Genomic DNA, 25,864 nt, shown 5'->3' on the forward strand with positions numbered 1-25,864 from the left:
GGTATCGGCTTTCGCCTAGCTCCCGCAGCCGGCCCCGGACGCCTGGCGTCCGGCTGAGCGCGATCTCGACCTTCTCCCCGACCGCGCGATCGTCCATCTGCCCTTCGCCCGTCAGGATCGGGCGCGCCGCCTCTTCCTGCAGTACGATGATCCGCCCCGCGGGAAGTGGAAGCCCAAGGCCTTCCGCGGTCTTGTTGTCGGTGCGCAGGACGAGCTGCGCCTCGAGGCTTTCCTCGCTCCCGGCCATGAAGACGAACCGGTGGACCGGGCGCACCTTCACGGCCGGCTGGTCGAGCAACCCGACCTGCTTCTGCGCATTGGCAGCCACCGTGACCGGCTCGGGGATCCGATAGAGCTGGAGATCGCCGAGCCGCTCTCGCTGGCTCATCATCTTTGATCCCGTGACCACGATATCCTGGGCGTCGATCACCGCCACCGGCGCGGCCATCATGGCAGGAGGCGGCGGTGGCGGCGGCGGTGCGGGGAGCGGAAGCTCGATCTCTGGAACGTCGCTGGTCGTACCGCTCGGCCAGCAGCGCAGCCGGATCGGCGGCGCCTCGACATCGGGTACGTCGGCGTCTTCGCGATTGACCCGGCCCGCCACGGCCTGCGTCGTCGCGGCCCTGAAGCTCGTCGAATCGTTGCTCGCCAAGGTTAGCCAAGCCTGCAGGTCGAGCCGGCGCCCGTCCGCCGACAGCAGCCCGACATAGTCGGCCTGCCAGTCGAACCCGCTCGCGAGATAGGATAGGGTGACGGTCGCGCTGATGGCCTGACGCGCTCGCACTTTCACCGAAAGCGTCGGACGGGCGCTCAGACCCTGCGGTACCGATGAATAGGTAAGCGTCTCGGCCAGTCCCGAGCAGCGCAGCGCCTCGAAGCCGCCCGCCGTCTGTAGAACCACGCCGCCATTGCTTCCCGTGCGCAGGATGACGTCCTGCTCGACCGTCTTGCCGCTGGCCCGGTCGGTCCGGCGAAGCGTCACCCTCTGCCCGAGCATCCGGTCGATCAGGCTTCCGGCCGAAAGCAGATAGGCATCGCGATTGCGCTCGAGCAGTCCTTCCGGAACGCCGCTGACGATCGCACTTCGCGGGATGATGCCACTCGCCACCCCTTCGAACCGAAGTTCCGATTCGCCCGCCGGGATGGCGATGGTCCGGGTCTCGCTGATCAGCGCATAGCCGTTCAGCCAGTCGCGCCGGAGCGGGCGATCGCCGCGTTGCTGGTCGCGATAGACCGTGACCGCCACCCGCTCGGGGGCCGCCGAGGTCACCGCGACCGGGGCGGCTTCGGCCACCGTCGATCCCGCCAGCAAGAGAAGCGCAAGCATGCGCATCGCCGCGCCCCTAGTAGCGCGTGTCGAAGGTGGCCGTGACGCTCGCCTCGCCATTGGCCGGCACCGCGACACGCCACAGGGCATCGCTTGCCGAGCGGCGCTCGCTCTTCTGGCTTTCGGCGGCAATGCGCGTGTCGCCCCACAGGCCGCTCTGGATGAGGTCGACCGTCACGGCGCGCGGCGAGGCGTTCGTCAGCTTGTAGCGCATCGCGGTCCGCCAGCGCGTCCCGTCCCCCCCGACCCGCGTCCTCTGCTCGACCGTCGACTGGACCTTGATGTCGAAGGCCTGCCCTGTGGTCAGCCCGAGGTCGCTGCCCATCGGCGTGTGCCCGATTCGCGATTCGCCGACGAATTGCGGCGTGCCCCGGCTGTCGCGCTGGTAAACCCGGACCGTACCGGCGGGCAGGGCGTCGCCGAGCCCCTGCGCGCGGCCGGTCGAGAAACGGAGGACCGAATTGACGCTGATCGGCTGCTCGGACGTCGCCAGCCAGCCGTTGCGAAACTCATAAGCGCGCTGCGCCGGTGTCGCGGCGACGTCAAGGAAGCTCACCTGCTTCTGCTGCGCCTGCGCGATCGTCGTCCGTTCGCGCAGCGGATAGAGGTAGAAGTCGCCGATCCGCTCGCGGCCTGACGTTTCGACTCCCGCCTGGCGAATCGGGCGCCCGCCATAAACGTTGCCATCGTCATCGCCGCCGTTGACGGCTCCGGCGACCAGCACGACGTCGGCATTGCGATAGGCGGTCCCGCTCTGGTTGCGGAGCGTGATCCAGCCCTGCACGTCCATCCGCCCCGCCGCCTCGTCGAACAGGGCGACATAATCGGCGTCCCAGCCCAGTCCGGGCGTCAGATAGGTGAGCGTGACCGGCTGGCGCCCGCCTTTCGGCGCGTCGAGCGTGACCGACAGGGTCGGGCGCGGGCGCAGGCCCTCCGGCACCTTGTCGAAGATGACCCTGACCGGGAGCCCGTCATCGCGCAGCACCTCGATCCGCTCCCCAATCTGCAGCACCACGCCGCCATTGGCCGCCAGCACCCGCGCCCGCTCGCGGGTCTCGGCGCCGGTCGCGGGATTGACCCGGACGAGCGTGATGGTCTCGCCGACCGCCTTTTGCATCAGCGCGCTCGGGCTCAGCAGGTCATAATCGAAATTCTGCTCGATGATCCCGATCCCGCTTCCGGTCAGCGTGACCGTTTCGGCGCGGATCCGCGCGGACACGTCGGGAAACTCCTGCCGCGAGCGACCGGCGGGCAAGCTCAGCTCGCGCCGGTCCTGCACCAGCGCGAGGTCATTATTGTAGATGGTGACCGCGACGTTGCCCTGCGCGCTCGAATCGGGCGCGGGGACGGCCTGTGCTGCAGCGAGGGTGCTCGCCGACGCCGCCAGAAGAGCCAAGAACAGCCGCATGCACACGCTCCTTCCCTGTTCGGAGAAGGAACGTGTTACACTATTACATTCAAGTCAACTCGCTGCCGGACTTGGCGCCGCGCGCGTCACCTATGGGCAACGCGAGGCTCGCTCAGGCCGCGGGTGCGATCTCGCCGTCATTGTCCTCGGCACGGGGACGACGCGTGCGGCGACGCGGGCGCGGCGCCTCTTCGGCCTCGTCGGTCGAGGCAGCATCGACACCAACCGGCCCGATCGCGGGCGGCAGGAAGTCGGCGATGCCGGGCGACTGCTGCTCGTCCGAAGCGACCGCCTCGTCCTCGCGCGCCGGACGACGCTCGAAGCGCTCGCGGCGCGGACGCTCGGCCCGCTCGCCGCGCTCGGGACGGTCCGCGCGCTCTGCGCGTTCCGGCCGCTCGCGGCGCTCGAAGCGCTCCTGCCGCGGCTGGCGTTCGGGACGCTCGGAGACTTCCTCGTCGCCCTCGCCGTCGATCAGCTCGTCGTCACCCTCATCCTCATCGTCGTCGCGCGAAGGACGCTGGTCCTCGAACCGCGACCGGGTCTCGCTGAGCACCCGGAAATAATGATCCGCGAACTGGAGATAATATTCGGTCTGCACACGGTCGCCGGCGAGCTGCGCGTCGCGAGCCATGTTCTTGTACTTCTCGAGCAACTGCGCGGCATTGCCACGGCTGCGCTGCTCGCGGCCCTGGCCGCCACCGCCGCCGCCGAGACCCTGCGGACGCTGACCCCCACGACCGCGACGGCGGCCGTTCTGGCGATTGTTCATCAAGCGTTGAGTTCCTTGACCACTAGCGCCGAAAACTTCCTCGAAGCGCGTGAAACGTAGCCGGACAGCGACCCGCTCGCCTGCCCGTCCCCTCTGTCGTCGATGTCGCGCCGGTGGCGCGGAGCAGGCGATCTCGTCGGGGGTGGCACCGGTCGGCTTCGGGTAGCGGACCGCTGCTGGTCATGGATGTAGCGGGCGCGGGCGCCTTTTCCAAGCCCCTATCGCTGTGCCTGCAGCAGCAGTGCCCGGGGGCGGCCGGCGAGATCGTTCGCCACCAGGGGGTCAAAGCCCTCCGCCGCAAACAACGCCGCGGCGCTTCTCGCCTGGTCGAACCCGATCTCGATCGCCGCGAAGCCCCCCGGCGAGAGCAAAGCGCCGATTTCGGGCGCGAGCCGGCGATAATCGTCGAGCCCGTCGTCACCGGCGAACAGGGCCTCCGCGGGCTCGTGCTCTGCCACTCCCGGCCCTAGCTCGGCATCGCGCGCGACATAAGGCGGATTGCACAGGAGGAGATCGAACGTCTCCGTCAGCCCCGCTGCCCAGTCGCCGACACGAAAGTTCGCGCGCGATGAAAGGCCGAGCCGCTCGGCATTGCGCTGCGCATAGGCCAGCGCCGCCTCGCTTCGGTCGATCCCGAGCCCGGTCGCCTTCGGCCAGACATCGAGCGCCGCCAGCAGCAGCGTCCCCGGCCCAGTCCCGAGGTCGAGGATCCGAACCGGCCCGGGCCCATCGCCGAAATGCTCGATCGCCGCGGAGATGAGCGTCTCGCTGTCCGGTCGCGGAATGAGCGCGCCGGGGCCGACTTCCAATTCGATGTTCCAGAAGGCGCGGCGGCCCGTGATGTAGGCCACCGGCTCCCCCGCGCAGCGTCGCGCCAGGAAATGCTCGAAGGCCGTCGGTATCGCCCCGTCAGGCGGGTTGAGGATGAGCTGGTCGCGCTCGATCCCGAGCGCATGCGCCATCAGCAATTCGGCATCGAGCCGCGGCGTATCGGTGCAGGGGGGCAGGCGGCGCACGGCGTCGTGCAGCGCCCGCTCGACCGGCTTCACGCCTCCTCGAGCCCGGCGAGGCGCTGGGCCTCGTCTTCTGCGATCAGCGCTTCGGTCAATTCCTTCAGCCCCGGGCCTTCGAGAATCTCTGGCAGCTTGTGAAGCGTCAGGTTGATTCGATGGTCGGTGACCCGGCCCTGCGGGAAATTGTAGGTCCGGATGCGCTCCGAGCGGTCGCCCGATCCGACCATCGACTTGCGCGCGCCGGCCCGCTCGCTGGCGAGCCGCTCGCGCTCCAGTTCGAACAGCCGGGTCCGGAGCACCTTCAAGGCCTTGGCCTTGTTCTTGTGCTGGCTCTTCTCGTCCTGCTGGATGACAACCAACCCGGTCGGCAGATGGGTGATCCGGACCGCGCTATCGGTCGTGTTGACCGACTGCCCCCCGGGCCCGCTCGAACGATAGACGTCGATCCGCAGGTCCTTGTCGTCGATCTGCACGTCGACATCCTCGGCCTCTGGGAGCACCGCCACCGTCGCCGCCGAAGTGTGGATCCGCCCGCCGCTCTCGGTTGCCGGGACACGCTGAACGCGGTGCACGCCGCTCTCAAACTTCAGTCGCGCGAACACCCCGGCCCCGGCGATCGAGGCGACGGCTTCCTTGTAGCCGCCGACTTCCGACTGCGACGCGCTGATCAGCTCGAACTTCCAGCCATTCTCGTCGGCGAAGCGCTGGTACATCCGCAGGAGGTCCCCGGCGAACAGGGCCGCCTCGTCCCCGCCGGTCCCAGCCCGCACTTCGAGCATCGCCGCACGCTCGTCCGCCGAATCCTTCGGCAGCAGCTGGATCGCGAGCGCCCGCTCGGCGACCGGCAGCTTCTGCTCGATCAGCGAAAGCTCCTCGGCCGCCATGGCGCGCAGTTCCTCGTCGCCGTCGCGGGTCATGTGGCTGAGGCTCTCGCGCTCGGCCCGCAGGCGCCTGACTTCCCGGGCCGCCGCGGCGACGGGCTCGATCTGCGCATATTCCTTACTCATCCGGACGAAATCGTCCGGCGCGAGGTCGCCCGAGGCCATCGCCTCGGACAATTCCTGCCGCTTCAGCTCGATCTGTGCGATCCGCTCGGAGGAGATCTGCGTCATTCGGCGACGGCCGCATGGAGCATGTCGAGCGCGACCGCCCGTTGCTCCCCGCTCGCGAGGTCCTTGACCTGCGCCACTTGGTTTTCGAGCTCGCTTTCGCCCAAGATGATCGCGAAGCGCGCACCCGCCGAGGCAGCCTTGGCCATGCGCTTCTTCATGTTGCCGCGCCACGCCATGTCGGCCTGGAGGCCCTGTCGGCGAAGGTCGGCGATGATCCCGATGGCAGCCTTCTCGGCCGCTTCGCCGAGCGGCACCAGTACCGCCTGCGGCCGGTCGGGCGCGGGCGCATCGATCAGCATACTCAGCCGCTCGATCCCCGCAGCCCAGCCGATCGCCGGCGTGTGCGGACCGCCCAGCGCTTCGACCAGTCCGTCATAGCGGCCGCCGGCCAGCACCGTGCCTTGGGCGCCGAGCGCATCGGTGATGAACTCGAACGCCGTGTGGCGATAATAATCGAGCCCGCGCACGAGGCGCGGCGCGCGCTCCCAGGTGACTCCGGCGGCGTCGAGCCCCGCCGTGACGGCGGCAAAGAAGTCGCTCGCCTCCGGCGTCAGGAAATCATCGATGACCGGCGCCGAATCGACGATTGGCCAGTCGGCATGCGCCTTGCTGTCGAGGATCCGTACCGGATTGCGGTCGAGCCGGTCGCGGCTGTCCTCGCTGAGGTCGGCGCGGTGCGAGGCGAAATGCTCGTGCAGCGCGTCGCGCCAGGCCGCCCGCGTCGCCGGATCGCCCAGCGTGTTGAGCTTGCACACGACATTGCCGCCGACGCCCAGCTCGCGAAGCAGCTGGTCGGCGAAGCTCAGCACCTCGACGTCCGCATGCGGCTCGGCCGCGCCGAGCACCTCCGCGTCAAGCTGGTGGAATTGCCGGAACCGCCCCTTCTGCGGCCGCTCGTAGCGGAAGGCCGGCCCATGGGTCGCGACCTTGAGCGGCGCATATTGCTGCCAGCCCTCGGTGAGGAAGGCGCGGGCGATCCCCGCGGTGAATTCGGGCCGCATGGTGACGCTGTCGCCCGAGCGATCCTCGAACGTGTACATCTCCTTCGAGACGACATCAGTGGTCTCGCCAAGCGAGCGGGCGAATACCGCGGTCGGCTCGAGCACGGGCAGCTCGACCCGCTTGAATCCGAACAGCCGGCGGACGCGGTCGAAGGTCGCGACGACATGCGCGAAGCGGTCGGCTTCCTCGCCAAGGAGCGACTGCATGCCGCGGATGGGTTGGGGAGTGGAAATCTGGGCCATTTATCTGCGCGCCGCCACTAGCGGGTGGCGGCCCCGATGGCTAGGCGGATGGGATGCGTAACTTGGTCCTGCTCGCGGCGCTGGCCGCATCCACCTCCGCCTTCGCGCAGAATAGCGCGCCGACGGCCATTCCGCCCGTCTACAGCGTGCCCGCGGCGCGCGACATTCCCTACCCGGGAACGATGCGGCTGGAAGTGGACGTCACCGACAGCGACCGCGCGATCATGAAGGTCCGCCAACTGATCCCGGTGGCCGGTGTTGGCGACCTCGTGCTGCTGCTTCCGCGCTGGCTCCCCGGCGCCCACGGCCCCGACCAGAAGCCCGACAAGCTCGCCGGGCTCGAAATCCGAACCGCCGAAGGCGCGATCCTTCCCTGGGTTCGCGACACGGTCGAGACCAGCGGCTACCGCGTCAACGTTCCTGCCGGCACCCGCGCGATCGAGGCGCGCTTCCAGTTCGTCTCGCCGACCCAGCCCAACCAGGGTCGGATCGTCATGACCCCGTCGATCACCAACGTGCAGTGGGAGAATGTCTCGCTCTATCCGGCCGGCTATTACACCCGGCAGATCCCGGTCGAGGCGACGCTGGTCCTTCCGGCCGGCTGGCAGGCCGCGACCGCGCTCCGCCCGAACGGGGCCGCCGAAGGCACCGGCAACCGCGTCCGCTACGGCACCGTCTCCTACGAGACTTTGGTCGATTCGCCGGTCTTCGCCGGTCGCTACTTCCGCAAGGACGACCTCGGCCACGGCGTGACGCTCAACAGCGTCGCCGATGCACCCGAGGAATTGAAGATCCCGGCCGACGTGCTCGCCAAGCACCGCGCGATGGTCGACCAGGCGATCAAGCTCTTCGGCGCCCGCCACTTCGACCATTATGATTTCCTCAACGCCGTCACCGACGAGCTTGGGGGGATTGGCCTCGAGCATCACCGCTCGACCGAGATCGACACCTCGCTCGGCTACTACACCGAATACGACAAGCGGATGTACGACCGGAACGTCTTCCCGCACGAGTTCGTGCATAGTTGGGACGGCAAGTTCCGTCGCGGCGCCGACCTCTTCACTCCCGACTATCAGACCCCGATGCGCAACAGCCTGCTCTGGGTCTACGAGGGCCAGACGCAATTCTGGGGCACCGTTCTCGAAGCGCGTGGCGGCATGAGCTCGAAGCAGGACATCCTCGACCGCCTCGCGATGACCGCGGCCGGTCTCGACACCCAGCCGGGCAAGGCCTGGCGCCCGCTGCTCGACACCACCAACGATCCGATCATCCAGAACCGCGCGCCCGAACCCTGGGGCAGCTACCAGCGCTCCGAGGATTATTACAACGAGGGCATGCTGATCTGGCTCGAGGCCGACGCAATCATCCGCGGCGGGACGAAGAACAAGCGCGGCATGGACGATTTCGCCAAGGCCTTCTTCGGCATCCGCGACGGCGACTGGGGTACGGTCACCTACACCCGCGACGACGTCATCGCGACGCTTGGCCAGGTCTATCCCTACGACTGGAAGACCTTCCTCGCCGAGCGGGTCGACCAGGTCCGCCCGCGGGCGCCGCTCGAAGGCTTCACCCGCTCGGGCTACCAGCTCACCTACACCGACGAGCCGACCTCGGCCTGGAAGGCCCGCGAGGCGCTCGGCGGCAATGTCGACGTCAGCTATTCGCTCGGCTTCGCGGCCAAGGCCGGCAAGCTGACCGGCGTCAAATGGGGCAGCCCGGCCTTTGCCGCGGCGCTGCGGACCGGCGACGAATTGGTGGCCATCGGCGAGCGCGCCTATTCGGACGATGCCTTGCGCAACGCCATTCGCGATGCCAAGGGCACCACCGCGCCTATCCGGCTGACCTACAAGCGCGGCAATGCCGTCCGCACGGTTGCGATCCCTTATGCGGACGGCCTGCGTTATCCGCGCTTCACCAAGGTCGGAAAGACCAAGGGCGCACTCGATATCCTTCTGGAGCCAAAGTGAACCTAGATCTCGTGCCGGCGGGCAGCAATCCGCCCGAACATATCAATGTCGTCATCGAGGTGCCGATCGGCGGCGAACCGGTGAAGTATGAGCTCGACAAGAAGTCGGGCGCCATCTTCGTCGATCGCATCCTGCACACCGCGATGCGCTATCCGGCTAACTACGGCTTCATCCCCCACACGCTGGGCGAGGACGGCGATCCGCTCGACTGCCTAGTGATGAACCGCTGGCCGTTCATGCCCGGCTGCGTCGTCCGCGCGCGTCCCGTTGCGGTGCTGTTCCTCGAGGACGAAGCCGGCGGCGACGAGAAATTGCTCGCCGTTCCCGACGTCAAGACGACCCCTTATTACGAGGGGATCAGCGAGGGGGAGGACCTGCCGAAGATCGTGTTCGATCAGATCGCGCACTTCTTCACCCACTATAAGGACCTCGAGCCGGAGAAGTGGACTCGCGTCGGTCGCTGGGGTGGTCGCGACGAGGCCGCCAAGGTGATTGTCGACGGCCTCGAGCGCGCCAAGCGCGAAGGCTTCTAGGACCTCTTACTCGTCGGGGCGCCCGCCGCCCTGACCCTGCCGCGCGCGCTGGATGAAGCGCAGCGGCACGAACAGCTTGCGGAAGGTGATCCCGACCGTCCGCCCGATCGGCTCGAGCCGGTCGGGCTGATAGGCGAACGGGATCGCCGACCCGGCACCCCCACGCACTTCGGGCCGCGCGTTGAAAAGGTTGTTCACCTCGAGCCGGACCGTGCTTCCCCGCAGGAACGGGACCTTGGTGACGAGGTCGAGCCGCTCGCCGAGATTGGCGAACAGCCGCAGATCGAAGGTCGTATAGGGCGAGAAGCGCAGGTCCTCGCCGCCGGTCGCGACTCGGGTGGCGCTGCGCCAGTCGGCCGACACCCTGAGGCCGATCCCATTGTTGTAATAGCCGCCCTCGACCTCGACCTGGTGGCGCGGACGCCCGCCGGTCGAGCCCGACGCCTCGCCATCCAGATAGTCGATGTCGGGCAGGCCCGGCCCGATCACGAGCTTGTCCTCGAAGGTCAGCGTATGGGTCGCCGACAGCGTAAGCCGGCCGCCGCGGCCACCTGCGCCGAACGGTCCGCCACCACCGCGACCGCCGCCGAACCTGAAGCCGCCACCCGGGCCTGCACCCGGCCCTGCCGCAGCACCGTCACGCGGCGGCGGCGGCGCATCGCCGGGGGGAGGCGGAGGCGCCGCACCCTCGGGCGTCGGGGCCGGCGGAGGCGAACCCTCGCCCTGCGGCCCACGCTCGCCGACCGGGCGCGCGCCCGGCGGGATCAGGCCCTGCTGCCGTGCCCGTTCGACCAGCCGGTTGATCGTCGCCGCCGACGGCCGTTCGGTCTTGAGGCTCTTGGTGAAGTCGAACCCCCAGCGCAGCGTCTTGCGGGTCGAACGGTCGGCATTCACCGGCCGCAGGTCGACGCTCAGCAGCCGCCCGCTCGAATCGCGCTGGAAGCGATCGGGGAAGGCCGCCTGCAGCGCCGGGGTGACGGCCGGGAAGCTGATCTGCGGATTGTCGATCGTCTGCCGGACGAACTCGGCCCGAAGCCGCAGGTCGGGGTCCTGCAGCGGCTGCCAGTTGCCGCCGATCTTGAAGACGTTGCGGCGGTCGGCGGCAAGCGCCGGATTGCCGCCGGTCAGCGTCGTCACCGCCACCGTCTCGCCGCGCACCGCATCGAAGAAGGGAACGCCGCTCGTCTCGAGCAGCGGATCGCCGAGCTGCTGCAGCGAAGGCGCGCCTTCCTCGCGGGTCCAGCTCGCCAGCAGGTTGAGCCGCACCGCCGGCGACCAGTTCAGCCCCGCCCCGACCGAGCTCAACGTGCCGAAATCGCTGAGGCGCCGAAGGCCGCCATTGGCATTGGCCGTCAGTCGCCCGATCGAGGAGGCGCGGTCGGTTAGCGGAAGATCGACGCTGGCCGAACCCTCCACGATCTGCCGGTTGAGGTCCGCCTCGGCGGAAACGCCGCTCCGCCGGCTGCGGCTGTCGATCCCGAGCGCGCTTGCGCCGACCTTCAGCGTGACATTGGCCGTCCCCGCGGGAAGGCTGGCAAGCGGCCCTGTCGCGGTCCCGTCGACCGACAGCGAGGTGCGAGTCGACCGGCTGAGATCGCCGGTCAGTTCGGTGTCCGCCTCGCTCCGCACGGCCTCAGCATTGCCCGTCGCGGACAGGCGCCAGCGCCCCTTCTGCCCATTGAGCGAGCCGCCGAGCGCCAACGTGTCGCTGTTGGTCCGCCGACCGAGGAAGTCGCCATCGAGCAGGCCCAGTCCGCTGGTCCCGCGGCGCCGTTCGGCCTCGCCCGTCAGCGTCCCATTGAAATCCTTGCTGACCGGCCGGCTGAGCGTGCCGGAAAGACGGGCCGACTGGCCGGCCCCGACGAGCGTCCGAAACGGGCGGCTGTCGATCGGGTCGGTGACCGTATCGCGCCGGAGGATGTCGCGCTCTTCCTCGTAGAGCGGGTTGTTGCCCTCGAGCCGGAGATTGCCCGAGGTCCGCGTATTGTCACGGATGGTGAGCTTGCCGATGTCGGCCCTGGCGGTCGCATAGCCGCCATCGGTGGCGACCTTTCCGCCGACCTCGACCGCAGTCGAGTTAAAGCGCCGGCGAAGCACGATGTTCACCACCCGCTGGTCCGCGGCATAGCCATATTTGAGCGCGACTTCCTCGGGCAGGATTTCCATCCGCTGGATCGCCTCGGGAGGAAGATCGCGAAGCTCGCGAAAGCCCGAGATGCGCTGCCCGTTGAGCAGCACCACCGGCGGGCCGCTGCTGCGCCCGCGCGCGCTCCCCGTCTGCGCCGCGACCGAATCGAGCAGTTCCGAGATGCTGGTCGCGCCGGTCGCGCGGATGTCGCGCGAATCGAGCACATTCTCGGCCGGGATGTTGCCGACGACCGATCCACGCGGCCGCGCGCCGGTGACGGTGACTTCCTGATCGACTTCTTCTTCCTCCGCCTCCTCGCTGGCGGGCTGGTCCGGCTCGGCGGGCACCGCCTGAGGCTGGGTCGGGGTGACGGGGGCTTCCTGGGCGAAAGCCGGCATCGCCACGAAGGCGGCGGAGGCGAGAAGAAGGATACGGGTCATGCAGGCTCTATTCCGTTGGCGGCTAATCGTTCCGGTGGCTTGTGCGCCTGCGCTGAACCTGAAATGTCTTGCTACCTCGTCTTTCGACCAACGGGAGTGCTCGCTTGACCAACGGCCCGCGTATCCTGACCCTCGCCGCTCTGTTGCTCGGCGGCTGTGCGACGACACCGCCCCCAGGTCCGGGCATGAACGATGGCCCGGCCCCCATGATGGTCCCGCCGACCGTTCCGCCGCTGCCGCCCGCGCCGCCCCCGACCAATCCCCCGGCCCTCGACACCCTCTCGCCGGTCGACGCAGTTCGCGCCGCGCGCACCTGGATCGACTATCGCGATCCCTCGCTCGGCGCGGTGATCGCGCTTGATCCCACCGCCGAAGCGCAGGCCGAACGCGCCGCACGGGCGCCGGCCGGCCCGCTTCGGGGCAAGCTCATCCTGATCAAGGACAATGTCGAGGTGGCGGGACTCCCGACCACCGCCGGCAGTCTCGCCCTCGCGGCCAACAACACCGGTCGCGATGCACCGCTCGTTGCGCGCATCCGGCAGGCGGGCATGGTGGTCCTCGGAAAGACCAACCTCAGCGAATGGGCCAACATCCGGTCGACAAATTCGATCTCGGGCTGGAGCGCCGTCGGTGGCCAGACCCGTAATCCCTATGCGCTCGACCGCAACACCTGCGGCAGCTCGAGCGGCAGCGGCGCGGCGGTGGCCGCGGGCTATGTCGATTATGCCATCGGCAGCGAGACCGACGGCTCGATCACCTGCCCGGCCAGCATGAACGGCGTGGTCGGCCTCAAACCGACGCTCGGTCTCGTTCCCCGCACCCACATCGTGCCGATCAGCGAATCGCAGGACACGGCCGGACCGATGACCCGCACCGTCCGCCAGTCGGCCGAGCTGCTGAGCGCCATCGCCGGAAGCGACCCGGCCGACCGCGACAGCAAGGACGCCGATTCCCACCGGCAGGATTTCACCGCCGCCCTCTCGCCGGATGCGCTCAGGGGCCAGCGGATCGCCGCGCTCCGCTTTGCCGCGGGCTTCGGGACCGATCCCCTGTTCGACGCCGCGGTCGCCAGGCTCAGGGAAGCGGGTGCCGAGATCGTCGAGGTCAAGGCGTTCAAGCCGTCGGGTGACTTCGGCGAGGCCGAGTTCCAGGTGCTCCTCACCGAGTTCAAGGCCGGCCTCAATGCCTATCTCGCGAGCAGCCCCGCGCAATTGCCGGTCCGGACCCTTGCCGACGTCATCGCCTTCGACAAGGCCGAAGCCGCCGCGGAGATGCCGCTGTTCGGTCAGGAAATCTTCGAGATGGCCGAAAAGACCAAGGGCCTTGCCGACCCCGCCTACACGAAGGCGCGAGCCGACAGCCTCAGGCTCGCCAGCAAGGATCTCGACCGGCTGCTCAAGAACAACAAGGCGGTGGCGATCGTCTTCCCGACCCGGCCAGCGGCGTGGAAGATCGATGTCGTCAACGGCGACGTCTCGCCCGGCGGCAATGCGATCGGGTCGATGGCCGCCGTCGCTGGCTATCCGCACCTCACGGTTCCGATGGGGCTGCTGCGCGGACTTCCCGTGGGCCTCAGCTTCGTCGGGCCGCGCTGGTCTGACGGAAAGCTGCTCGCGCTCGGCAACGCCTATGAGCTTGCCCGCGGCCCGCTGGCTCGGCCGCGTTTCCTGTCGAGCATCGAGGCTGCGCCCGAATACGCGCCCGCGCTCGAACGGCAGGCGATCAGGCGGTAAGCTTCAGTCCCGCGATCGCGGCGACGATCAGGAGGATCAGCAGCACCCGGATCGTGGTGGTCGGCTCGTCGAAGAAGGCCATGCCCACCACCACGGTTCCGATCGCGCCGATCCCGCCCCACACGGCATAGGCCGTGCCCATCGGGATATCGCGCGCCGCCCGCTCGAGCAGCCCCATCGACAGGGTGACGCTGACCAGGAAGGCGATCGTCCAGGGAAGGTTGCGGAACCCATCGACGAACCGCAGCGAAGTGGTGAAGCCGACCTCGAAGAAGCCGCCGAGGATGAGCAGGAACCAGGCCATCAGATCGTCCCTTCGACCACTGGTGAGGCGTGCCGCGGGCGCCAGCTTGCGAGCAGGCAGCCTCCGACGATCAGCGCCGCCCCGGCCACGGTGCTGACCGTCAGCACCTCCGCATAGAAGATCGCGCCTAGGATCGCCGCCCAGACGAAGGCGCTATATTCGATCGGCACCAGTGCCTGCGCTTCGGCCCGCCGGTAGGCCCAGCTCAATAGCGCGAGGCTGGTGATCGCGAGCGCCGCCGACAGCGCCAGCATCGGCCACTGCCCGCCCTCTGGCCACAGCCCCAGTGACGGCTTCAGAATCAGCGCGACGGGCAGGAAGAGCAGCAGCCAGAGGCCCGAGATCAGCGTCTGGAAGAAGGCCACTTCGGCCGGTCCCGCGACCTGGCTCTGCTGGCGCATCAGGATGAGGTTCCAGGCATAGAGCAGCGCCGAGAAGAAGATTGCCGCGACCCCGTCGAGGTGCCGCTCGCCGCCCGAACCAAGCCGCGCCGCGACCAGCACGATCATGCCGGCGAGGCCGAGCAGGCTGGCCGCAATGCTGCGCCGGCTGATCTTCTCCTTGAGCATCGCCGCCGCGAGGTAGAGGGCAATGAGCGGCGCGACGAAGCTCAGCGCGATCGCTTCGGCCATCGGCAGGCGCGCGAGCCCGTAGAACCATGTCACCGCCATGGCCGCGCCGACCGCACCGCGCATGACGTGGAAACGGAAGGCTGCCCGGCTCGGCCACTCGGTCCGCCGCAGGAGGTAGAAAGGCGCCGACAGGATCACGCCGAATGCCTGGCGCCAGAGCATCGCGACGAATGAGCCGAGCGCGAGGGCCAGCCCCTTCATCGCAGTGTCCATGCCGGCGAAGAGCGCGATCCCGAGCGCAGCGGCGGCAAAGGGGAGAAGGTGTCGCTGGGCCGCCATTCGCGCCGACCTGAAGGGGCCGGGCCGCCTTGGCAAGCCCGGGACCGCCTAGCGCAGCGTCATCACGTCGCCGCGGACGGTGACTTCGGTAAACTGGCTGAGGAAACTCTGCCCGAGGAGATTGGTGCTCGCGCCGTCGATCACGACCGCGCCCATGTAGCGCGCGTTGCGGCTGCCGAGCTTGACGCTCTCGAGCTGCACGATCTGCCCCGACAAAGCGCCGCCAGCGCCTTCGCCGACATAGGTCCGCCCGCTCCGGTCGAGGTCGACATTGGCGCGGCGCGCGTCGCGTTCGGTCATCGCGATACCCGTCGCCCCGGTGTCGATCATGAATTCGACGATGGTCCCGTTGACCGCGACATCGGCATAGAAATGCCCGTTCGCGCGCCGGGTCAGCCGAACCTCGCTCGCGCTCGAACTGCCGCTGCTCGATCCGCTGCTGCTGCTGCTCGAGCCCCAGCCCTGCGAGCCGCCGCCCGACCCGGTCGCGGTGCCACCGTCCTCGTCGAACCACGGCCGAGCCTTCGGCGCCGGTTCGGCTTCGGCGGCCAATTTGGATCGGCCCGGCATCATGGCGCCGATGAAGGTCGCGATGATCACGATGACGATGATCGCACGGGTCATCGCACCCGCTTACGCGGGCACGGTAAAGAAGTGGTTCCTATTCGGCCCCGTCGAGCGCGGGCTCGGTCGCGGCATTCGCCGCCTCGATCTCGGCCGCCTTGGCCTCGACCAGCGCGACGATGTGATCGATCATGCCCTCGTCCTGGACATGGTGGTCGGTCACGCCCGACAGATAGACCATGTGCCGGCCGTTGCCGCCACCGGTGATCCCGATGTCGGTCTCCCGCGCCTCGCCAGGGCCGTTCACCACGCAGCCGAGCACCGAGAGGCTCATCGGCGTGCGGATATGCTGGAGCCGCTCCTCGAGCTTCTCGACCGTGCGGATGACGTCGAAGCCCTGGCGCGCGCAGGACGGGCAGGACACCACCCGGACCCCGCGGTTGCGGATCCCGAGCGCCTTCAGCAGGTGATAGCCGACCCGCACCTCTTCCTCGGGCTCGGCCGAGAGCGAGACGCGGATGGTGTCGCCGATCCCGCTCCACAGCAGCATGCCGAGGCCGATCGAGCTCTTCACCGTGCCGCCGATCAGCCCGCCCGCCTCGGTGATCCCGAGATGCAGCGGACAATCGACCTGGCTGGCGAGGTCCTGGTAGGCCGCGACCGCGAGAAACACGTCGCTCGCCTTCACCGCCACCTTATATTCGCGGAAGTCATGCTCCTCGAGCAGCCGGATATGGTCGAGCGCGCTCTCGACCAGTGCCTCCGGGCAGGGCTCGCCATATTTCTCGAGCAAATCCTTCTCGAGGCTTCCGGCATTGACCCCGATCCGGATCGCGCAGCCATTGGCCTTGGCCGCGCGGACCACTTCGGCGACCCGCTCGGACGAGCCGATGTTGCCCGGGTTGATTCGAAGGCAGGCCGCGCCGGCATCGGCCGCCTCGAGCGCCCGCTTGTAGTGGAAATGGATGTCGGCGACGATCGGCACCTGCGCCGCCCGAACGATCTCCTTCAGCGCGGTGGTGCTTTCGACGTCCGGGCAGGACACGCGGATGATGTCGGCCCCGGCCTCCTCGCAGCGACGAATCTGGTCGATCGTCGCCCGCGCGTCGGCGGTCGGCGTATTGGTCATCGTCTGGACGGTGATCGGCGCATCTCCGCCGACGGGGACGTTGCCGACCATGATCTGACGGCATTTCCGGCGCTCGATGTGGCGCCACGGGCGGATTGCGGACATGGCGCCCATATAGAGGGGCGGCATGACAGCGCCAAGGCAGCACTTGCCTCGGAGGTCACGGGCGCTAGAGGCCAAGGCGTGCCGAAACTCCGCTTCATGGCAGCGCTGCTTGCGCTGACAGCCGCCACGCCCGCCCCCGCTTACTGGGAATATACCCACCGGCTGGTGGCATCGATCGCCTTGGCCGAGGTTCAGCCCGCCACCCGCGCGCGGATCCAGGCATTGCTCAAGGAAGGCAGCCGGCTCGAGACGCCCGAATGCCCGACCCGCACCCTCGAGGACGCGGCGGTCTGGGCCGACTGCATCAAGCCGCTCGGCGACCGCTTCAGCTACCAGTCGAGCTGGCACTATCAGAACGTCAACGTCTGCAAGCCTTTCAGCCTCAAGGAAGCGTGCAAGGACGGCAATTGCGTCTCGTCCCAGATCGAGCGCAACGCCCGGCTCCTCGCCGACAAGAAGCTTCCTGTCCGTGAGCGTGTGATGGCGCTGGCCTATCTCGCCCATTTCGTCGGCGACCTCGCGCAGCCGATGCACGGCGGCGATCGCGGCGACCTCGGCGGCAACCAGGTCCCGGTGACCTATGGCGTCGTTGCCGGCCGCACCAATCTCCACGGCATCTGGGATGGCTGGATTCCCGAGCGCGCGGTCACCACCCCGCCGGGCGGCGTGAAGGGCCTTATCGGCGGCCTCAGCGCGGCCGACAAGGCGAAGCTTGCCGGCGGTACGGTCGAGGACTGGAGCCGTGACGCCTGGGAGAACAGCCGCACCCTCGCCTATGCGGGGCTGCTCGGCGATCCCTGCCGGAAGCTCGACAAGGACGAGCGCCCCGTCCTCACCGAAGCCAAGCTCCAGGCCCTGATCCCGCCGGTCCGCCGTCAGGTGACCGCGGGCGGCCTTCGCCTCGCGCGAATGCTCGACGACGCGCTTCTCCGCGGGCTCGCGCCCGGGCAGAAGAAGCCCGCCGCCAACTAGGGCTTCACGAAGCGCGCAATCGCCTCGATCACGGCCGGGGCGACCGGCAGGCTGGGATCGGAATAGGTCGCAAGGTTGGCGGCGCGATCAAGCGGCGCGGCCTTGAGGACGTGATTGACGCCCTCGAGCACCATCAGTTTCGCCTTGGGCTGCGCGCTTGCCAGCGTCGCAGCATCGGCGACCCCGGTCTGGAGGTCGGTCTCGCCCTGCACGATCAGCAGGGGAACCGTCAGCGATGCCGCCAGCCGCGCCGGATCCATCGGCAGCAGCGTTTTCAGATAACCTTGCACCTGCGGCGCGAACACCATTGAAAGCGGGCCGGGCAGGTCGGCGACCGGCACGTCGCGTCCCTGCTCCAGCGCGGTGATCGCGTTCAGCGCAGGATCGAGAATCGGCGCGTTGGCGGGATTGGCCCGGAACTGCGCGCGCATGACGTCACCAAGTTTGCGCCCCGGGCCCGAGATGCTGACCACGCCGCAAATCCCGGCAGGCCTCTGCGCCGCGGCGAGCGCGACCAGGCTTCCCTCGCTATGCCCCGCCACCCAGACGCACTTCGCGCCGGTCCGCGTGCGGATCGCACCGACCCAGGCGCCGACGTCCTTCGCATAACCGGCGATCGTCACCTGGTTGGCGTCGGCAATCGCGGCCTTGCTTCCGAACATGCCGCGCTTGTCGATGCGGACCGAGGAAACGCCCCTGGCGGCGAGACCTTCCGCAAGCAGCCGATTGCCGGCCGCCGTGATGCCAAGTGGACTATTCCCGTCGCGGTCGGTCGGCCCCGACCCCGGCACGATCAGCAGGATCGGCGCGCCCTTACCGGCGTCGATCATCGTCCCCGCCAGCACGCCCTGCGGACCCGGCGCGGTCACTTCGCTGACCTTGGGCGAGGCGGCCGCGATCGCGGCGGCGGCAAAGACGGTCATCAACATCGGCCTTACTCCTCACTGCCCCAGCGCCAGCGCCAGCCGCCGCGGGTGGTTCTTGCGGTAATCACCAGGAAAACGAGCGTGGAGAGCAGCACCAGCGAGCCCATCACCAGCGGCTGCGAATCTTCCAGAAACCGCGCCAGCGACAGGACGATCGCGAGGAAAGCGGCGGCGACGGCCCAGCCCTGCCAGCGGATCGGCAATCCTGCTCCAAAGCCATAACGCTTGGGCGCGAACCATTCGGGACGCTCACTCATCGCCACTCTCCTTGGGTGGGCGCCCGCGCCGCACCGGACGCGGATCCGACAGGCGCACACCACGCGCTTTCAGCGCCTCGCGCAACAGGCATTCGACTTCGGCATTGGCGGAGCGGAGATTGGCCGTGGCGCAGCGCTCGACCGCGGCCCACAGGTCCGGGTCGATCCGCAGCGGGAAGGCCTTCCGCTCCGCCATCGTCCTACTGGTAGAGCGAGCCGGTGTTGACGACGGGCTGGGTGTCACGCTCGCCGCACAGCACCACCATCAGGTTCGAGACCATCGCTGCGCGCCGCTCATCGTCGAGTTCGACCACATTCTTCGCCGAAAGCTGCTCGAGCGCCATCTCGACCATGCCGACCGCGCCCTCGACCAGGGTCTTGCGCGCGGCGACCACGGCCTGCGCCTGCTGCCGGCGGAGCATCGCGCCGGCAATCTCCTGCGCATAGGCGAGGTGGGTGAAGCCGCATTCGTCGACCGTGATCCCGGCGACCGCCAGCCGCGCATTCAGCTCCTGGCGAAGCTCGCCGCCGACCTCGTCATGATGACTGCGCAGCGTGACGTCATGGTGCTCGAAATCGTCATAAGGGTAGCGCGCCCCGACCGTGCGGATCGCCGCCTCGACCTGGACCGTGACGAAGGCCTTGTAATCGTCGACGTCGAACAGCGCCTGCGCGGTGTCCACCACGCGCCAGACGATCTGCGCGGCAATCTCGATCGGGTTGCCGCGCTGGTCGTTCACCTTGATCTTCTCGGAGATGAAGTTGTTGGCGCGGACCGAAACCTTGCGGCGCATCTCCCACGGGAGCACCCAGCGAAGGCCCGTCGCCCGGTCGGTCCCGCGATAGGAGCCGAACAGCGTGATCGCCGCCGCCTGGTTGGGCTGGAGCATATAGAAGCCGCACAGGATCAGCACGATCAGGATCGGCGCGACCACGATCCCCACGGCGTCGAGCGGATTAACGCCCTCCCCGTCGCCCCCTGCGATCCGCGCGATGCTGAAGAGCTGCACCGCGATGACCACGAGCAGGACGAGCAGCATGACATAGCCGCTCATGGTAGCCGCCGGCCGCTCGCGGCTGGCAGACAGATTGACGATCCCCTGTTCAGACATGAATGCCTCCTAATCTGGTATCATATTTATATCTTTTGCTCGCGTTGCGCAAGCCACCGCGATGCGGCAAGGGCGGGGCCATGACGAACTGGTCCCTGGTGATCCACGGCGGCTGCGGCGCGCTTCAGCTCAGCGCCGACGAAGAGGCCGCGGGCCGCGCCGGCCTTTCCGCCGCGCTCGACGCGGGCGAGCGCGTGCTTGCCGGGGGCGGCAGTGCGGTCGACGCGGTCGAGGCCGCCGTGCGCGTCCTTGAGGACGATTCTGCCTTCAATGCCGGGCGCGGCAGCGTCCTCAATGCCGCGGGCGAGATCGAACTCGACGCCGCGATCATGGATGGGCGCGACCGCCATGCCGGCGCGGTCGCGGGCCTGCGCACCATCCGCCACCCGATCAGCGCCGCCCGCGCCGTGATGGAGGCGAGCCCCCACGTCTTTCTCTCCTATCCGGGCGCCGAGGAATTCGCCCGCGAACAGGGTCTCGAGCAGGTCGAGCCCGGCTGGTTCGAGATCGCCGCCCGCCGCGACGCGTTGCGCAAGGTGATCGAGAGCGGCGCCGGTTTCGACCTCGACGTCAAATATGGCACCGTCGGCGCGGTGGCCGTCGATACCGGCGGCCGGGTCGCGGCCGCCACCTCGACCGGTGGCCTCACCGCCAAGAAATGGGGTCGGATCGGCGATTCGCCGCTGGTCGGCTGCGGGACCTATGCCGACGACCGCTCCTGCGCGATCAGCTGCACCGGCGCTGGCGAACTCTTCATCCGTGCCGCCGCCGCGCACGAGGTGGGTGCCCGGATGCGGCTCGGCGGCCAGCAATTACAGGAAGCGGTCGACGCCACCCTCGCCGACGTCGCCGCGCTCGGCGGCAAGGGCGGCCTTATCGCCGTCGCGCCTAGCGGCGAGGCGGCCTGGGGCTTCACCACCCGCGGCATGTACCGCGGCAAGGCCAGCGCGTCGTCCCCGAGGGAGATTGCGGTCCATGACGCTTGAGGAAGCGACCCCCGACGACATCCCGGTTCTCAAGGCGCTCGTCGAGCGCGCCTATCGCGGCGACAGCGCGCGTGCCGGCTGGAGCCACGAAGCCGACCTCCTGACCGGACCCCGCACCAGCCCCGAGGAACTGGCCGAGATCATCGCCGATCCCGCCCGCCACCTTCTCGTCGCGCGCGAGGACGGGACCATCCGTGCCTGCGTCCTCCTGTGGGAGAAAGGCGAAGGCCGCGTCTATCTTGGCATGCTGACGGTCGATCCCGCGCTTCAGGGCAGCGGCATGGGCAAGCGCCTCCTCGCCGCGGCCGAGGACCATGCCCGTTCCGCCCTCCATGCCGACCGGATGGAAATGCAGGTCTTCGACCGCCGCCGCGAGCTCCTCGCCTTCTATGACCGACGTGGCTACCGCCCGACCGGCGAGCGCCGCCCCTTTCCCTATGCCGAATGGCCGCAGGCGGGCGCGGTGGTCGACGACCTCGAATTCGTCGTCCTCGAGAAAGCGCTCTAGGTCACCATCCCGAGCAGGGTCGCGACCTTGTCCGCCTCGTGGGCGGGCTTGTCCTTACGGATCCGCGCGATCCGCGGGAAGCGCATCGCCAGCCCCGAGCGGTGGCGCTTGCTGAGGTGGATCGAATCGAACGCTACCTCGAACACCAGGCTCTTCTCGACCTCGCGCACCGGCCCGAACCGGTTGACGGTGTTGCGCCGGACGAACCGGTCGAGCCATTTCAGCTCCTCGTCGGTGAAGCCCATATAAGCCTTGCCGACCGGCAGCAGCTCGCCGTCCTCGGCCCAGCAGCCGAAGGTGAAATCCGAATAGAAGCTCGACCGTTTGCCCGATCCGCGCTGGGCATACATGACCACGCAGTCGGCGGTCAGCGGGTCGCGCTTCCATTTGTACCACAGGCCCACGCGCCGTCCCGAGACATAAGGCGCGTCGCGGCGCTTCAGCATCATCCCCTCGATCGCCGCATCGCGCGCGCCCGAGCGGATCTCAGCCAGCGCCGCGAAATCCTCCGCCTCGATCAGCTGCGACAGGTCGAAGCGCGTCGGATCGAGCCGGCCCATGAACCCCTCGAGCCTCGCCCGCCGTTCCTCCCACGGAAGCGCGCGCAGATCCTCCTCGCCGTCGAACAACAAATCGTAGAGCCGAACGAAGGCGGGGAATTCGTCGCGCATCTTGGCGCTGACGACCTTGCGCCCGAGCCGTTGCTGCAGCGCGTTGAAGCTCGCCGCCGACCCGCCATGTTCGTCGAGCCCCTGGCCCGCTCCGCGGACCAGCAATTCCCCGTCGAGCACCGCCGGGACCTGCAGCGCCTCGGCGACCTCGGGAAAGCTCCGGGTCACGTCGTCCCCGGTCCGGCTGTAGAGCCGCGTCTCGCCCCCGGCATGGACCAGCTGGAGCCGGATCCCGTCCCATTTCCATTCGGCCGCATAGGCGTCGAGGTCGAGCTCGGCATCTTCCAGCGGATGCGCGAGCATGAACGGCCGGAACACCGGCACGTCGCGCGCGGTCGGCTGCTCGCCCCGCCCCTCGCCCCAGGCGAACAGTTCGAGATAGGGCGGCTTCAGCCCGTGCCAGACCTCCTCGACCGCCTCGACGTCGACCTCGAACGCATCGGCGAAGGCCTGCTTGGCGTTGCGCGCATTGATCCCGACCCGAAGCTCGCCCGTCGCCAGCTTGAGCAACGCGAATCGCCCCGAGGCATCGAGATGATCGAGCATCGCGCTCAGCACCGCCGGCGCGTCCGATCGGCTCGCCCCGCGCAGCCGCTCCACCGCCTCGGTGATGGTGATCGTCCCGTCGTCATAATCGCCTTCGGGCGCGGGCCACAGCAGGGACACGGTCTCGGCCAGGTCGCCGACATAATTGTGGCTCATCCGGAGCAGCAGCGGATCGACTCGCTCCGAGGCGAGCGCGCGGATCACCGCGCCCTTCACATGCGGGATGTCGAGCGTTCCGGTGAGCGCCGCCAGCGCATAGCCGCGATCGGGATCGGGAGTGCGCTGGAGATAGTCGCCGATCAGCTTGAGCTTGGCCAACCGGGAGCGCGTGTAGACGAGCGCATCGAGGAGCTGCGAGAAAGCGCGCATCGCCCCCCAATGCACGAGCCGGGGCGCCGGGTCCGTAACGACCCTTGGGCCAGCCTCAGTTGAGCCGCAGCGCCACCGCGGCAAGGACGGCCTGGCGCTCTGCCGCGGACGCCGCTGCGATCGCGTCGGCCGCATGATCGAGGCAGGTCAGCGTCGCCACCCGGCAGCCCGGCAGCAGCGCCAGCTGGGAGGACATTCGCGCCAGTCCTTCCATCGCCTGCAGCCCGGCGCGGTCGGCGTCGCTCCGAATCGCGTCCATCCGGGCATGGATGTCGAGCGGGCTCAGGGCGTCGGCACGGCTCCTGATCTCCTGCAGCCGACGCTGCAGGTCCTGGTGGAGGTCATCGAGCGATTCGCGCATGCTTCACCTCTTCTCAACCCGCGGATCGTGCGCCACAGTGGTAAAGGCTTGGCTAAGGCCCGTTTCTTACCCGGCCTCGTCGATCGCGTGACCTTGACAAGTCGGTGGGGCCCCGCCATTGGGGCCGCCGATGCGGGCGGCGTTTGGCCGCTCTTTTCTTTTCTAGCTTTTGGGACAGGTACGATGGCCAAGCCGGCAACCGTCAAGATCAAGCTCGTCAGCACGGCCGATACCGGCTTCTTCTACGTGACCAAGAAGAACCCGCGCAACCAGACCGAGAAGATGAACTTCCGCAAGTATGACCCGGTCGTGCGCAAGCACGTCGAGTTCAAGGAAGCCAAGATCAAGTAATCTCGGGCATCCGTACTGACGGATCAGGGCGCTTCGGCGCCCTTTTTCGTATCAGGCGACCGGCACTTCCTTGGGCAGCAGGGCGCTCACCTCGGCGACGAAGCGTGCGACTGAGATCGGCTTCGAGACATAGGCCTGCGCGCCCGCCGCGCGAATCCGCTCGTCGTCGCCATGGCCTGCATAGGCCGTCACCGCCATGATCGGCACCTCGGCCAGCGTCGCCTCGCTCCGGATTGCCCGGATCAGCTCGAGCCCGCTCACATAGGGCAACTGGATATCGGTGATCACCAGGTCGGGGCGGAAGTCGCGCGCCGCGTCGAGCGCCACGCGGCTGTCCGTGACTGGCATCGCCTCATGGCCATGCGCCGCGAGCAGGTCGCAGAACAGCTTGATGTTGAGGGCATTGTCCTCGACAACCAGGATCCTGGCCATGACTAATTGCTCCTCACACCTCCATCATAGGCGATGAAGCGAAGTGCCGTAAACGATGGCGACCACATTGCGGTTGCCTTGCAGGTCCTCGCTGTCTCGCTGGGGGACGACGCCCGCGCGTCGCGGCTGCTCTCGCTGACCGGCCTCACCCCCGCCGACCTGCGCGAACGCGCCGCCGAACCGGCCGTCCTGGTTGCCGTCCTCCGCTTCCTCGAGGACCATGAACCCGACCTCCTTGCGGTCGCCGCCACGCTGGGCAAAAGCCCGCAGGAACTGGTCGCGGTCCGGAGCGCTCTCGAAGCATGAATTCACTCACCCCGGGCGGTCGCCCCCTGCTCGTCACCGATTGCGACGAAGTGCTGCTGCACATGGTCCGCCACTTCTCCGACTGGCTGGAGGAAGAGCATCAGGTCCTGTTCCGACCCGAGGAAGGCGACATGGCGGGCGCGCTCAAGGACAAGGCGACCGGCGAGCGGGTTGCGACCGAGCGGGTCTGGCAGCTCCTGTGGGGCTTCTTCGAAAGCGAGATGCATCGCCAGACCATCGTCCCTGGCGCGATCGAGGCGCTCGGGCGCATCGGCGAGAAGGCCGACATCGTCGTCCTCACCAATCTCGGCGAGGAGGCCCGCGAGGGCCGGATCGCCCAACTCGCCCGCTTCGGCATCCGTCATGAAGTCGTCTGCAACCGGGGCGGAAAGGGCGAGCCGCTCCGTGCCATCGTCGAGCGCCATCGCGCGCCGCGCCACTTGTTCGTCGACGACCTCGCGGTCCATCACGCCTCGGTCGCCAAACATTCTCCCGACACGCACCGGCTCCACATGATCGCCGAGCCGAGCCTTGCCGCGGTCACCGCGCCAGCCGAGCACGCCCATGCCCGGATCGACGACTGGGCCGCCGCCACCCCCTGGATCCTCGAACGGCTGGAAGGCTGACCGACATGAAGACCTGCCTCATCACTGGCGCCACCGCCGGCATCGGCGCCGCCTCTGCCCGCGCCTTCGTCGCCGCGGGCTGGCGGGTCATCGGGACCGGCCGCCGCGAGGACCGCCTCCAGGCCCTTCAGGAGGAACTTGGCGCGGCCTTCCTCCCGCTCGCGGTCGACATGCAGGACCTTGCCGCCGTCCAGGATCTCGCCCGCCTGGAAGGCGACTGGAACACGGTCGACTGTCTGATCAACAACGCCGGGCTCGCTCCGCCGATGGCCGACCTTCAGGACAGCGAGTGGGACAAGCTCAAGGTCGTGCTCGACACCAATGTCACGGGCCTCGTCGCTTTGACCCACGCGGTCCTGCCCAAGCTGATTGCTACCAAGGGATCGATCATCAATCTCTCCTCGGTCGCGGGGACCTATCCCTATCGGGGCGGCGCGGTCTACGGAGCGAGCAAGGCCTTCGTCCGCCAGTTCAGCCTGATGCTTCGCAACGATCTCGCCGGGACCGGAGTCCGGGTGACCTCGATCGAGCCCGGCATGGCCGAAACCGAATTCACCCTCGTCCGCAACGGCGGCGACCAGGCCGCGTCCGATGCCCTCTATGCCGGGATCGAGCCGATGACCGCCGAGGATCTCGCCGAGACGATCCTGTGGGTCGCCAGCCGCCCGCCCCATCTCAACATCAATGCCCTTGAACTCATGCCGACGCGGCAGAGCTGGGCCGGCTTCTCGACCACCCGCAAGGGTTGACCGGG

Annotated in this window: 28 protein-coding genes (1 of these 28 cut by a window edge); 10 read left to right on the forward strand and 18 right to left on the reverse strand. The window is 68.5% G+C overall.

Features of this window, described 5'->3' with window-relative positions; translation table 11 throughout:
- The 6 genes from AC4GYU_RS02885 to hisS all read right to left on the reverse strand — a co-directional run.
- A protein-coding gene (locus tag AC4GYU_RS02885; protein WP_491085396.1) for a DUF4139 domain-containing protein crosses the window boundary here: on the reverse strand, positions 1 to 1,327 show its 5' portion. It extends 179 nt beyond the left edge of the window; 1,327 of the gene's 1,506 nt are visible here — the first part of the coding sequence; its start codon is at positions 1,325 to 1,327; its stop codon lies off the left edge, out of view.
- Between the two features lie 16 nt (positions 1,328 to 1,343).
- Complete coding sequence (locus AC4GYU_RS02890; RefSeq protein ID WP_491085397.1) at positions 1,344 to 2,735, reverse strand: DUF4139 domain-containing protein; 1,392 nt, start codon at positions 2,733 to 2,735, stop codon at positions 1,344 to 1,346.
- A gap of 112 nt (positions 2,736 to 2,847) precedes the next feature.
- A complete protein-coding gene (locus AC4GYU_RS02895; RefSeq protein ID WP_491085398.1) occupies positions 2,848 to 3,504 on the reverse strand; it encodes a DUF4167 domain-containing protein in 657 nt (218 codons plus the stop codon).
- A gap of 218 nt (positions 3,505 to 3,722) precedes the next feature.
- Positions 3,723 to 4,553: a peptide chain release factor N(5)-glutamine methyltransferase gene (prmC, locus tag AC4GYU_RS02900; protein ID WP_491085399.1), complete on the reverse strand. Its 831-nt coding sequence runs from the start codon at positions 4,551 to 4,553 to the stop codon at positions 3,723 to 3,725.
- A complete protein-coding gene (gene prfA, locus AC4GYU_RS02905; RefSeq protein ID WP_491085400.1) occupies positions 4,550 to 5,629 on the reverse strand; it encodes a peptide chain release factor 1 in 1,080 nt (359 codons plus the stop codon). Before prfA ends, prmC begins: the two co-directional genes overlap by 4 nt.
- Positions 5,626 to 6,873, reverse strand: coding sequence for a histidine--tRNA ligase (gene hisS / locus AC4GYU_RS02910; RefSeq protein ID WP_491085401.1), 1,248 nt, complete (start codon positions 6,871 to 6,873; stop codon positions 5,626 to 5,628). The genes prfA and hisS overlap by 4 nt, the downstream gene beginning before the upstream one ends.
- Before the next feature lie 53 nt (positions 6,874 to 6,926).
- Here hisS and AC4GYU_RS02915 point away from each other — a divergent pair, with 53 nt between their 5' ends.
- The gene (locus tag AC4GYU_RS02915; RefSeq protein ID WP_491085402.1) at positions 6,927 to 8,840 is read left to right on the forward strand and encodes a M61 family metallopeptidase; all 1,914 of its coding nucleotides are present in this window, start codon (positions 6,927 to 6,929) and stop codon (positions 8,838 to 8,840) included.
- Positions 8,837 to 9,373, forward strand: coding sequence for an inorganic diphosphatase (gene ppa, locus AC4GYU_RS02920; RefSeq protein ID WP_491085403.1), 537 nt, complete (start codon positions 8,837 to 8,839; stop codon positions 9,371 to 9,373). Before AC4GYU_RS02915 ends, ppa begins: the two co-directional genes overlap by 4 nt.
- A gap of 6 nt (positions 9,374 to 9,379) precedes the next feature.
- Here ppa and AC4GYU_RS02925 read toward each other — a convergent pair whose 3' ends face one another.
- Complete coding sequence (locus AC4GYU_RS02925) at positions 9,380 to 11,941, reverse strand: TonB-dependent receptor plug domain-containing protein (protein WP_491085404.1); 2,562 nt, start codon at positions 11,939 to 11,941, stop codon at positions 9,380 to 9,382.
- Between the two features lie 104 nt (positions 11,942 to 12,045).
- Here AC4GYU_RS02925 and AC4GYU_RS02930 point away from each other — a divergent pair, with 104 nt between their 5' ends.
- Positions 12,046 to 13,674: an amidase gene (locus tag AC4GYU_RS02930; RefSeq protein WP_491085405.1), complete on the forward strand. Its 1,629-nt coding sequence runs from the start codon at positions 12,046 to 12,048 to the stop codon at positions 13,672 to 13,674.
- Here AC4GYU_RS02930 and AC4GYU_RS02935 read toward each other — a convergent pair.
- The 4 genes from AC4GYU_RS02935 to ispG are packed head-to-tail and all read right to left on the reverse strand — an operon-like array spanning position 13,664 to position 16,687.
- Positions 13,664 to 13,978 carry a DMT family transporter gene (locus tag AC4GYU_RS02935; protein WP_491085406.1) on the reverse strand — a complete coding sequence of 105 codons (315 nt, stop codon included), beginning with the start codon at positions 13,976 to 13,978 and terminating at the stop codon, positions 13,664 to 13,666. The genes AC4GYU_RS02930 and AC4GYU_RS02935 overlap by 11 nt on opposite strands.
- Positions 13,978 to 14,889: a DMT family transporter gene (locus AC4GYU_RS02940; RefSeq protein ID WP_491085407.1), complete on the reverse strand. Its 912-nt coding sequence runs from the start codon at positions 14,887 to 14,889 to the stop codon at positions 13,978 to 13,980. The genes AC4GYU_RS02935 and AC4GYU_RS02940 overlap by 1 nt, the downstream gene beginning before the upstream one ends.
- A gap of 48 nt (positions 14,890 to 14,937) precedes the next feature.
- Positions 14,938 to 15,513 (reverse strand): retropepsin-like aspartic protease family protein, encoded by a 576-nt coding sequence (locus AC4GYU_RS02945; protein ID WP_491085408.1) that lies wholly within the window; start codon positions 15,511 to 15,513, stop codon positions 14,938 to 14,940.
- Between the two features lie 37 nt (positions 15,514 to 15,550).
- Positions 15,551 to 16,687 carry a flavodoxin-dependent (E)-4-hydroxy-3-methylbut-2-enyl-diphosphate synthase gene (gene ispG / locus AC4GYU_RS02950; RefSeq protein WP_491086867.1) on the reverse strand — a complete coding sequence of 379 codons (1,137 nt, stop codon included), beginning with the start codon at positions 16,685 to 16,687 and terminating at the stop codon, positions 15,551 to 15,553.
- Between the two features lie 78 nt (positions 16,688 to 16,765).
- Between ispG and AC4GYU_RS02955 the strand changes: the two genes are divergently transcribed.
- Entirely contained in the window at positions 16,766 to 17,659 is an 894-nt protein-coding gene (locus AC4GYU_RS02955; protein WP_491085409.1) for a S1/P1 nuclease, read from the forward strand.
- On the opposite strand, the gene AC4GYU_RS02960 is transcribed toward AC4GYU_RS02955, so the two are convergent.
- From AC4GYU_RS02960 to AC4GYU_RS02975, 4 genes are read right to left on the reverse strand one after another with little or no spacing between them, the layout of a single operon-like run.
- Positions 17,656 to 18,588, reverse strand: a complete 933-nt coding sequence (locus AC4GYU_RS02960; protein WP_491085410.1) for an alpha/beta hydrolase — start codon at positions 18,586 to 18,588, stop codon at positions 17,656 to 17,658. The two genes, AC4GYU_RS02955 and AC4GYU_RS02960, sit on opposite strands and share 4 nt — an antisense overlap.
- Before the next feature lie 5 nt (positions 18,589 to 18,593).
- On the reverse strand, positions 18,594 to 18,842 hold the full coding sequence (locus AC4GYU_RS02965; protein ID WP_491085411.1) for a hypothetical protein: 249 nt from the start codon (positions 18,840 to 18,842) through the stop codon (positions 18,594 to 18,596).
- Positions 18,835 to 19,038 (reverse strand): type II toxin-antitoxin system antitoxin, encoded by a 204-nt coding sequence (locus AC4GYU_RS02970; RefSeq protein ID WP_491085412.1) that lies wholly within the window; start codon positions 19,036 to 19,038, stop codon positions 18,835 to 18,837. The genes AC4GYU_RS02965 and AC4GYU_RS02970 overlap by 8 nt, the downstream gene beginning before the upstream one ends.
- Positions 19,039 to 19,042: 4 nt before the next feature.
- Entirely contained in the window at positions 19,043 to 19,954 is a 912-nt protein-coding gene (locus tag AC4GYU_RS02975) for an SPFH domain-containing protein (RefSeq protein WP_491085413.1), read from the reverse strand.
- An 80-nt stretch (positions 19,955 to 20,034) separates the two neighbouring features.
- Here AC4GYU_RS02975 and AC4GYU_RS02980 point away from each other — a divergent pair, with 80 nt between their 5' ends.
- Together AC4GYU_RS02980 and AC4GYU_RS02985 are read left to right on the forward strand one after the other, a co-directional pair.
- Entirely contained in the window at positions 20,035 to 20,940 is a 906-nt protein-coding gene (locus AC4GYU_RS02980; protein ID WP_491085414.1) for an isoaspartyl peptidase/L-asparaginase family protein, read from the forward strand.
- The gene (locus AC4GYU_RS02985; protein ID WP_491085415.1) at positions 20,930 to 21,448 is read left to right on the forward strand and encodes a GNAT family N-acetyltransferase; all 519 of its coding nucleotides are present in this window, start codon (positions 20,930 to 20,932) and stop codon (positions 21,446 to 21,448) included. The genes AC4GYU_RS02980 and AC4GYU_RS02985 overlap by 11 nt, the downstream gene beginning before the upstream one ends.
- On the opposite strand, the gene AC4GYU_RS02990 is transcribed toward AC4GYU_RS02985, so the two are convergent.
- Positions 21,445 to 23,034: a cisplatin damage response ATP-dependent DNA ligase gene (locus tag AC4GYU_RS02990; RefSeq protein WP_491085416.1), complete on the reverse strand. Its 1,590-nt coding sequence runs from the start codon at positions 23,032 to 23,034 to the stop codon at positions 21,445 to 21,447. The two genes, AC4GYU_RS02985 and AC4GYU_RS02990, sit on opposite strands and share 4 nt — an antisense overlap.
- Positions 23,035 to 23,089: 55 nt before the next feature.
- Positions 23,090 to 23,395: a hypothetical protein gene (locus AC4GYU_RS02995; RefSeq protein WP_491085417.1), complete on the reverse strand. Its 306-nt coding sequence runs from the start codon at positions 23,393 to 23,395 to the stop codon at positions 23,090 to 23,092.
- 183 nt (positions 23,396 to 23,578) lie between these two features.
- On the opposite strand from AC4GYU_RS02995, the gene rpmG reads away from it, so the two are divergent.
- Positions 23,579 to 23,746, forward strand: a complete 168-nt coding sequence (gene rpmG, locus AC4GYU_RS03000; RefSeq protein WP_491085418.1) for a 50S ribosomal protein L33 — start codon at positions 23,579 to 23,581, stop codon at positions 23,744 to 23,746.
- Between the two features lie 51 nt (positions 23,747 to 23,797).
- On the opposite strand, the gene AC4GYU_RS03005 is transcribed toward rpmG, so the two are convergent.
- Entirely contained in the window at positions 23,798 to 24,178 is a 381-nt protein-coding gene (locus AC4GYU_RS03005; protein WP_491085419.1) for a response regulator, read from the reverse strand.
- 78 nt (positions 24,179 to 24,256) lie between these two features.
- Here AC4GYU_RS03005 and AC4GYU_RS03010 point away from each other — a divergent pair, with 78 nt between their 5' ends.
- Genes AC4GYU_RS03010 through AC4GYU_RS03020 form a run of 3 tightly spaced genes read left to right on the forward strand, consistent with a single transcriptional unit; the run spans position 24,257 to position 25,859 of the window.
- Complete coding sequence (locus AC4GYU_RS03010) at positions 24,257 to 24,484, forward strand: DUF3572 family protein (RefSeq protein ID WP_491085420.1); 228 nt, start codon at positions 24,257 to 24,259, stop codon at positions 24,482 to 24,484.
- Positions 24,481 to 25,110 carry an HAD family hydrolase gene (locus AC4GYU_RS03015; RefSeq protein ID WP_491085421.1) on the forward strand — a complete coding sequence of 210 codons (630 nt, stop codon included), beginning with the start codon at positions 24,481 to 24,483 and terminating at the stop codon, positions 25,108 to 25,110. The genes AC4GYU_RS03010 and AC4GYU_RS03015 overlap by 4 nt, the downstream gene beginning before the upstream one ends.
- A gap of 5 nt (positions 25,111 to 25,115) precedes the next feature.
- Positions 25,116 to 25,859, forward strand: a complete 744-nt coding sequence (locus tag AC4GYU_RS03020; RefSeq protein WP_491085422.1) for an SDR family NAD(P)-dependent oxidoreductase — start codon at positions 25,116 to 25,118, stop codon at positions 25,857 to 25,859.
- The last annotated feature ends 5 nt before the right edge of the window (positions 25,860 to 25,864 follow it).

This window comes from Sphingomonas sp. SP2 (assembly GCF_058313385.1).

What these genes read in the sequence shown, in the direction of transcription:
- AC4GYU_RS02890 (WP_491085397.1), bottom strand. Translation starts at nt 2,735, where the DNA reads ATGCGGCTGTTCTTGGCTCTTCTGGCGGCGTCGGCGAGCACCCTCGCT.
- AC4GYU_RS02895 (WP_491085398.1), bottom strand. Translation starts at nt 3,504, where the DNA reads ATGAACAATCGCCAGAACGGCCGCCGTCGCGGTCGTGGGGGTCAGCGT.
- prfA (WP_491085400.1), bottom strand. Translation starts at nt 5,629, where the DNA reads ATGACGCAGATCTCCTCCGAGCGGATCGCACAGATCGAGCTGAAGCGG.
- hisS (WP_491085401.1), bottom strand. Translation starts at nt 6,873, where the DNA reads ATGGCCCAGATTTCCACTCCCCAACCCATCCGCGGCATGCAGTCGCTC.
- AC4GYU_RS02915 (WP_491085402.1), top strand. Translation starts at nt 6,927, where the DNA reads ATGCGTAACTTGGTCCTGCTCGCGGCGCTGGCCGCATCCACCTCCGCC.
- AC4GYU_RS02925 (WP_491085404.1), bottom strand. Translation starts at nt 11,941, where the DNA reads ATGACCCGTATCCTTCTTCTCGCCTCCGCCGCCTTCGTGGCGATGCCG.
- AC4GYU_RS02935 (WP_491085406.1), bottom strand. Translation starts at nt 13,978, where the DNA reads ATGGCCTGGTTCCTGCTCATCCTCGGCGGCTTCTTCGAGGTCGGCTTC.
- AC4GYU_RS02940 (WP_491085407.1), bottom strand. Translation starts at nt 14,889, where the DNA reads ATGGCGGCCCAGCGACACCTTCTCCCCTTTGCCGCCGCTGCGCTCGGG.
- AC4GYU_RS02945 (WP_491085408.1), bottom strand. Translation starts at nt 15,513, where the DNA reads ATGACCCGTGCGATCATCGTCATCGTGATCATCGCGACCTTCATCGGC.
- ispG (WP_491086867.1), bottom strand. Translation starts at nt 16,687, where the DNA reads ATGTCCGCAATCCGCCCGTGGCGCCACATCGAGCGCCGGAAATGCCGT.
- AC4GYU_RS02960 (WP_491085410.1), bottom strand. Translation starts at nt 18,588, where the DNA reads ATGTTGATGACCGTCTTTGCCGCCGCCGCGATCGCGGCCGCCTCGCCC.
- AC4GYU_RS02965 (WP_491085411.1), bottom strand. Translation starts at nt 18,842, where the DNA reads ATGAGTGAGCGTCCCGAATGGTTCGCGCCCAAGCGTTATGGCTTTGGA.
- AC4GYU_RS02970 (WP_491085412.1), bottom strand. Translation starts at nt 19,038, where the DNA reads ATGGCGGAGCGGAAGGCCTTCCCGCTGCGGATCGACCCGGACCTGTGG.
- AC4GYU_RS02975 (WP_491085413.1), bottom strand. Translation starts at nt 19,954, where the DNA reads ATGTCTGAACAGGGGATCGTCAATCTGTCTGCCAGCCGCGAGCGGCCG.
- AC4GYU_RS02980 (WP_491085414.1), top strand. Translation starts at nt 20,035, where the DNA reads ATGACGAACTGGTCCCTGGTGATCCACGGCGGCTGCGGCGCGCTTCAG.
- AC4GYU_RS02985 (WP_491085415.1), top strand. Translation starts at nt 20,930, where the DNA reads ATGACGCTTGAGGAAGCGACCCCCGACGACATCCCGGTTCTCAAGGCG.
- AC4GYU_RS02990 (WP_491085416.1), bottom strand. Translation starts at nt 23,034, where the DNA reads ATGCGCGCTTTCTCGCAGCTCCTCGATGCGCTCGTCTACACGCGCTCC.
- AC4GYU_RS02995 (WP_491085417.1), bottom strand. Translation starts at nt 23,395, where the DNA reads ATGCGCGAATCGCTCGATGACCTCCACCAGGACCTGCAGCGTCGGCTG.
- rpmG (WP_491085418.1), top strand. Translation starts at nt 23,579, where the DNA reads ATGGCCAAGCCGGCAACCGTCAAGATCAAGCTCGTCAGCACGGCCGAT.
- AC4GYU_RS03005 (WP_491085419.1), bottom strand. Translation starts at nt 24,178, where the DNA reads ATGGCCAGGATCCTGGTTGTCGAGGACAATGCCCTCAACATCAAGCTG.
- AC4GYU_RS03015 (WP_491085421.1), top strand. Translation starts at nt 24,481, where the DNA reads ATGAATTCACTCACCCCGGGCGGTCGCCCCCTGCTCGTCACCGATTGC.
- AC4GYU_RS03020 (WP_491085422.1), top strand. Translation starts at nt 25,116, where the DNA reads ATGAAGACCTGCCTCATCACTGGCGCCACCGCCGGCATCGGCGCCGCC.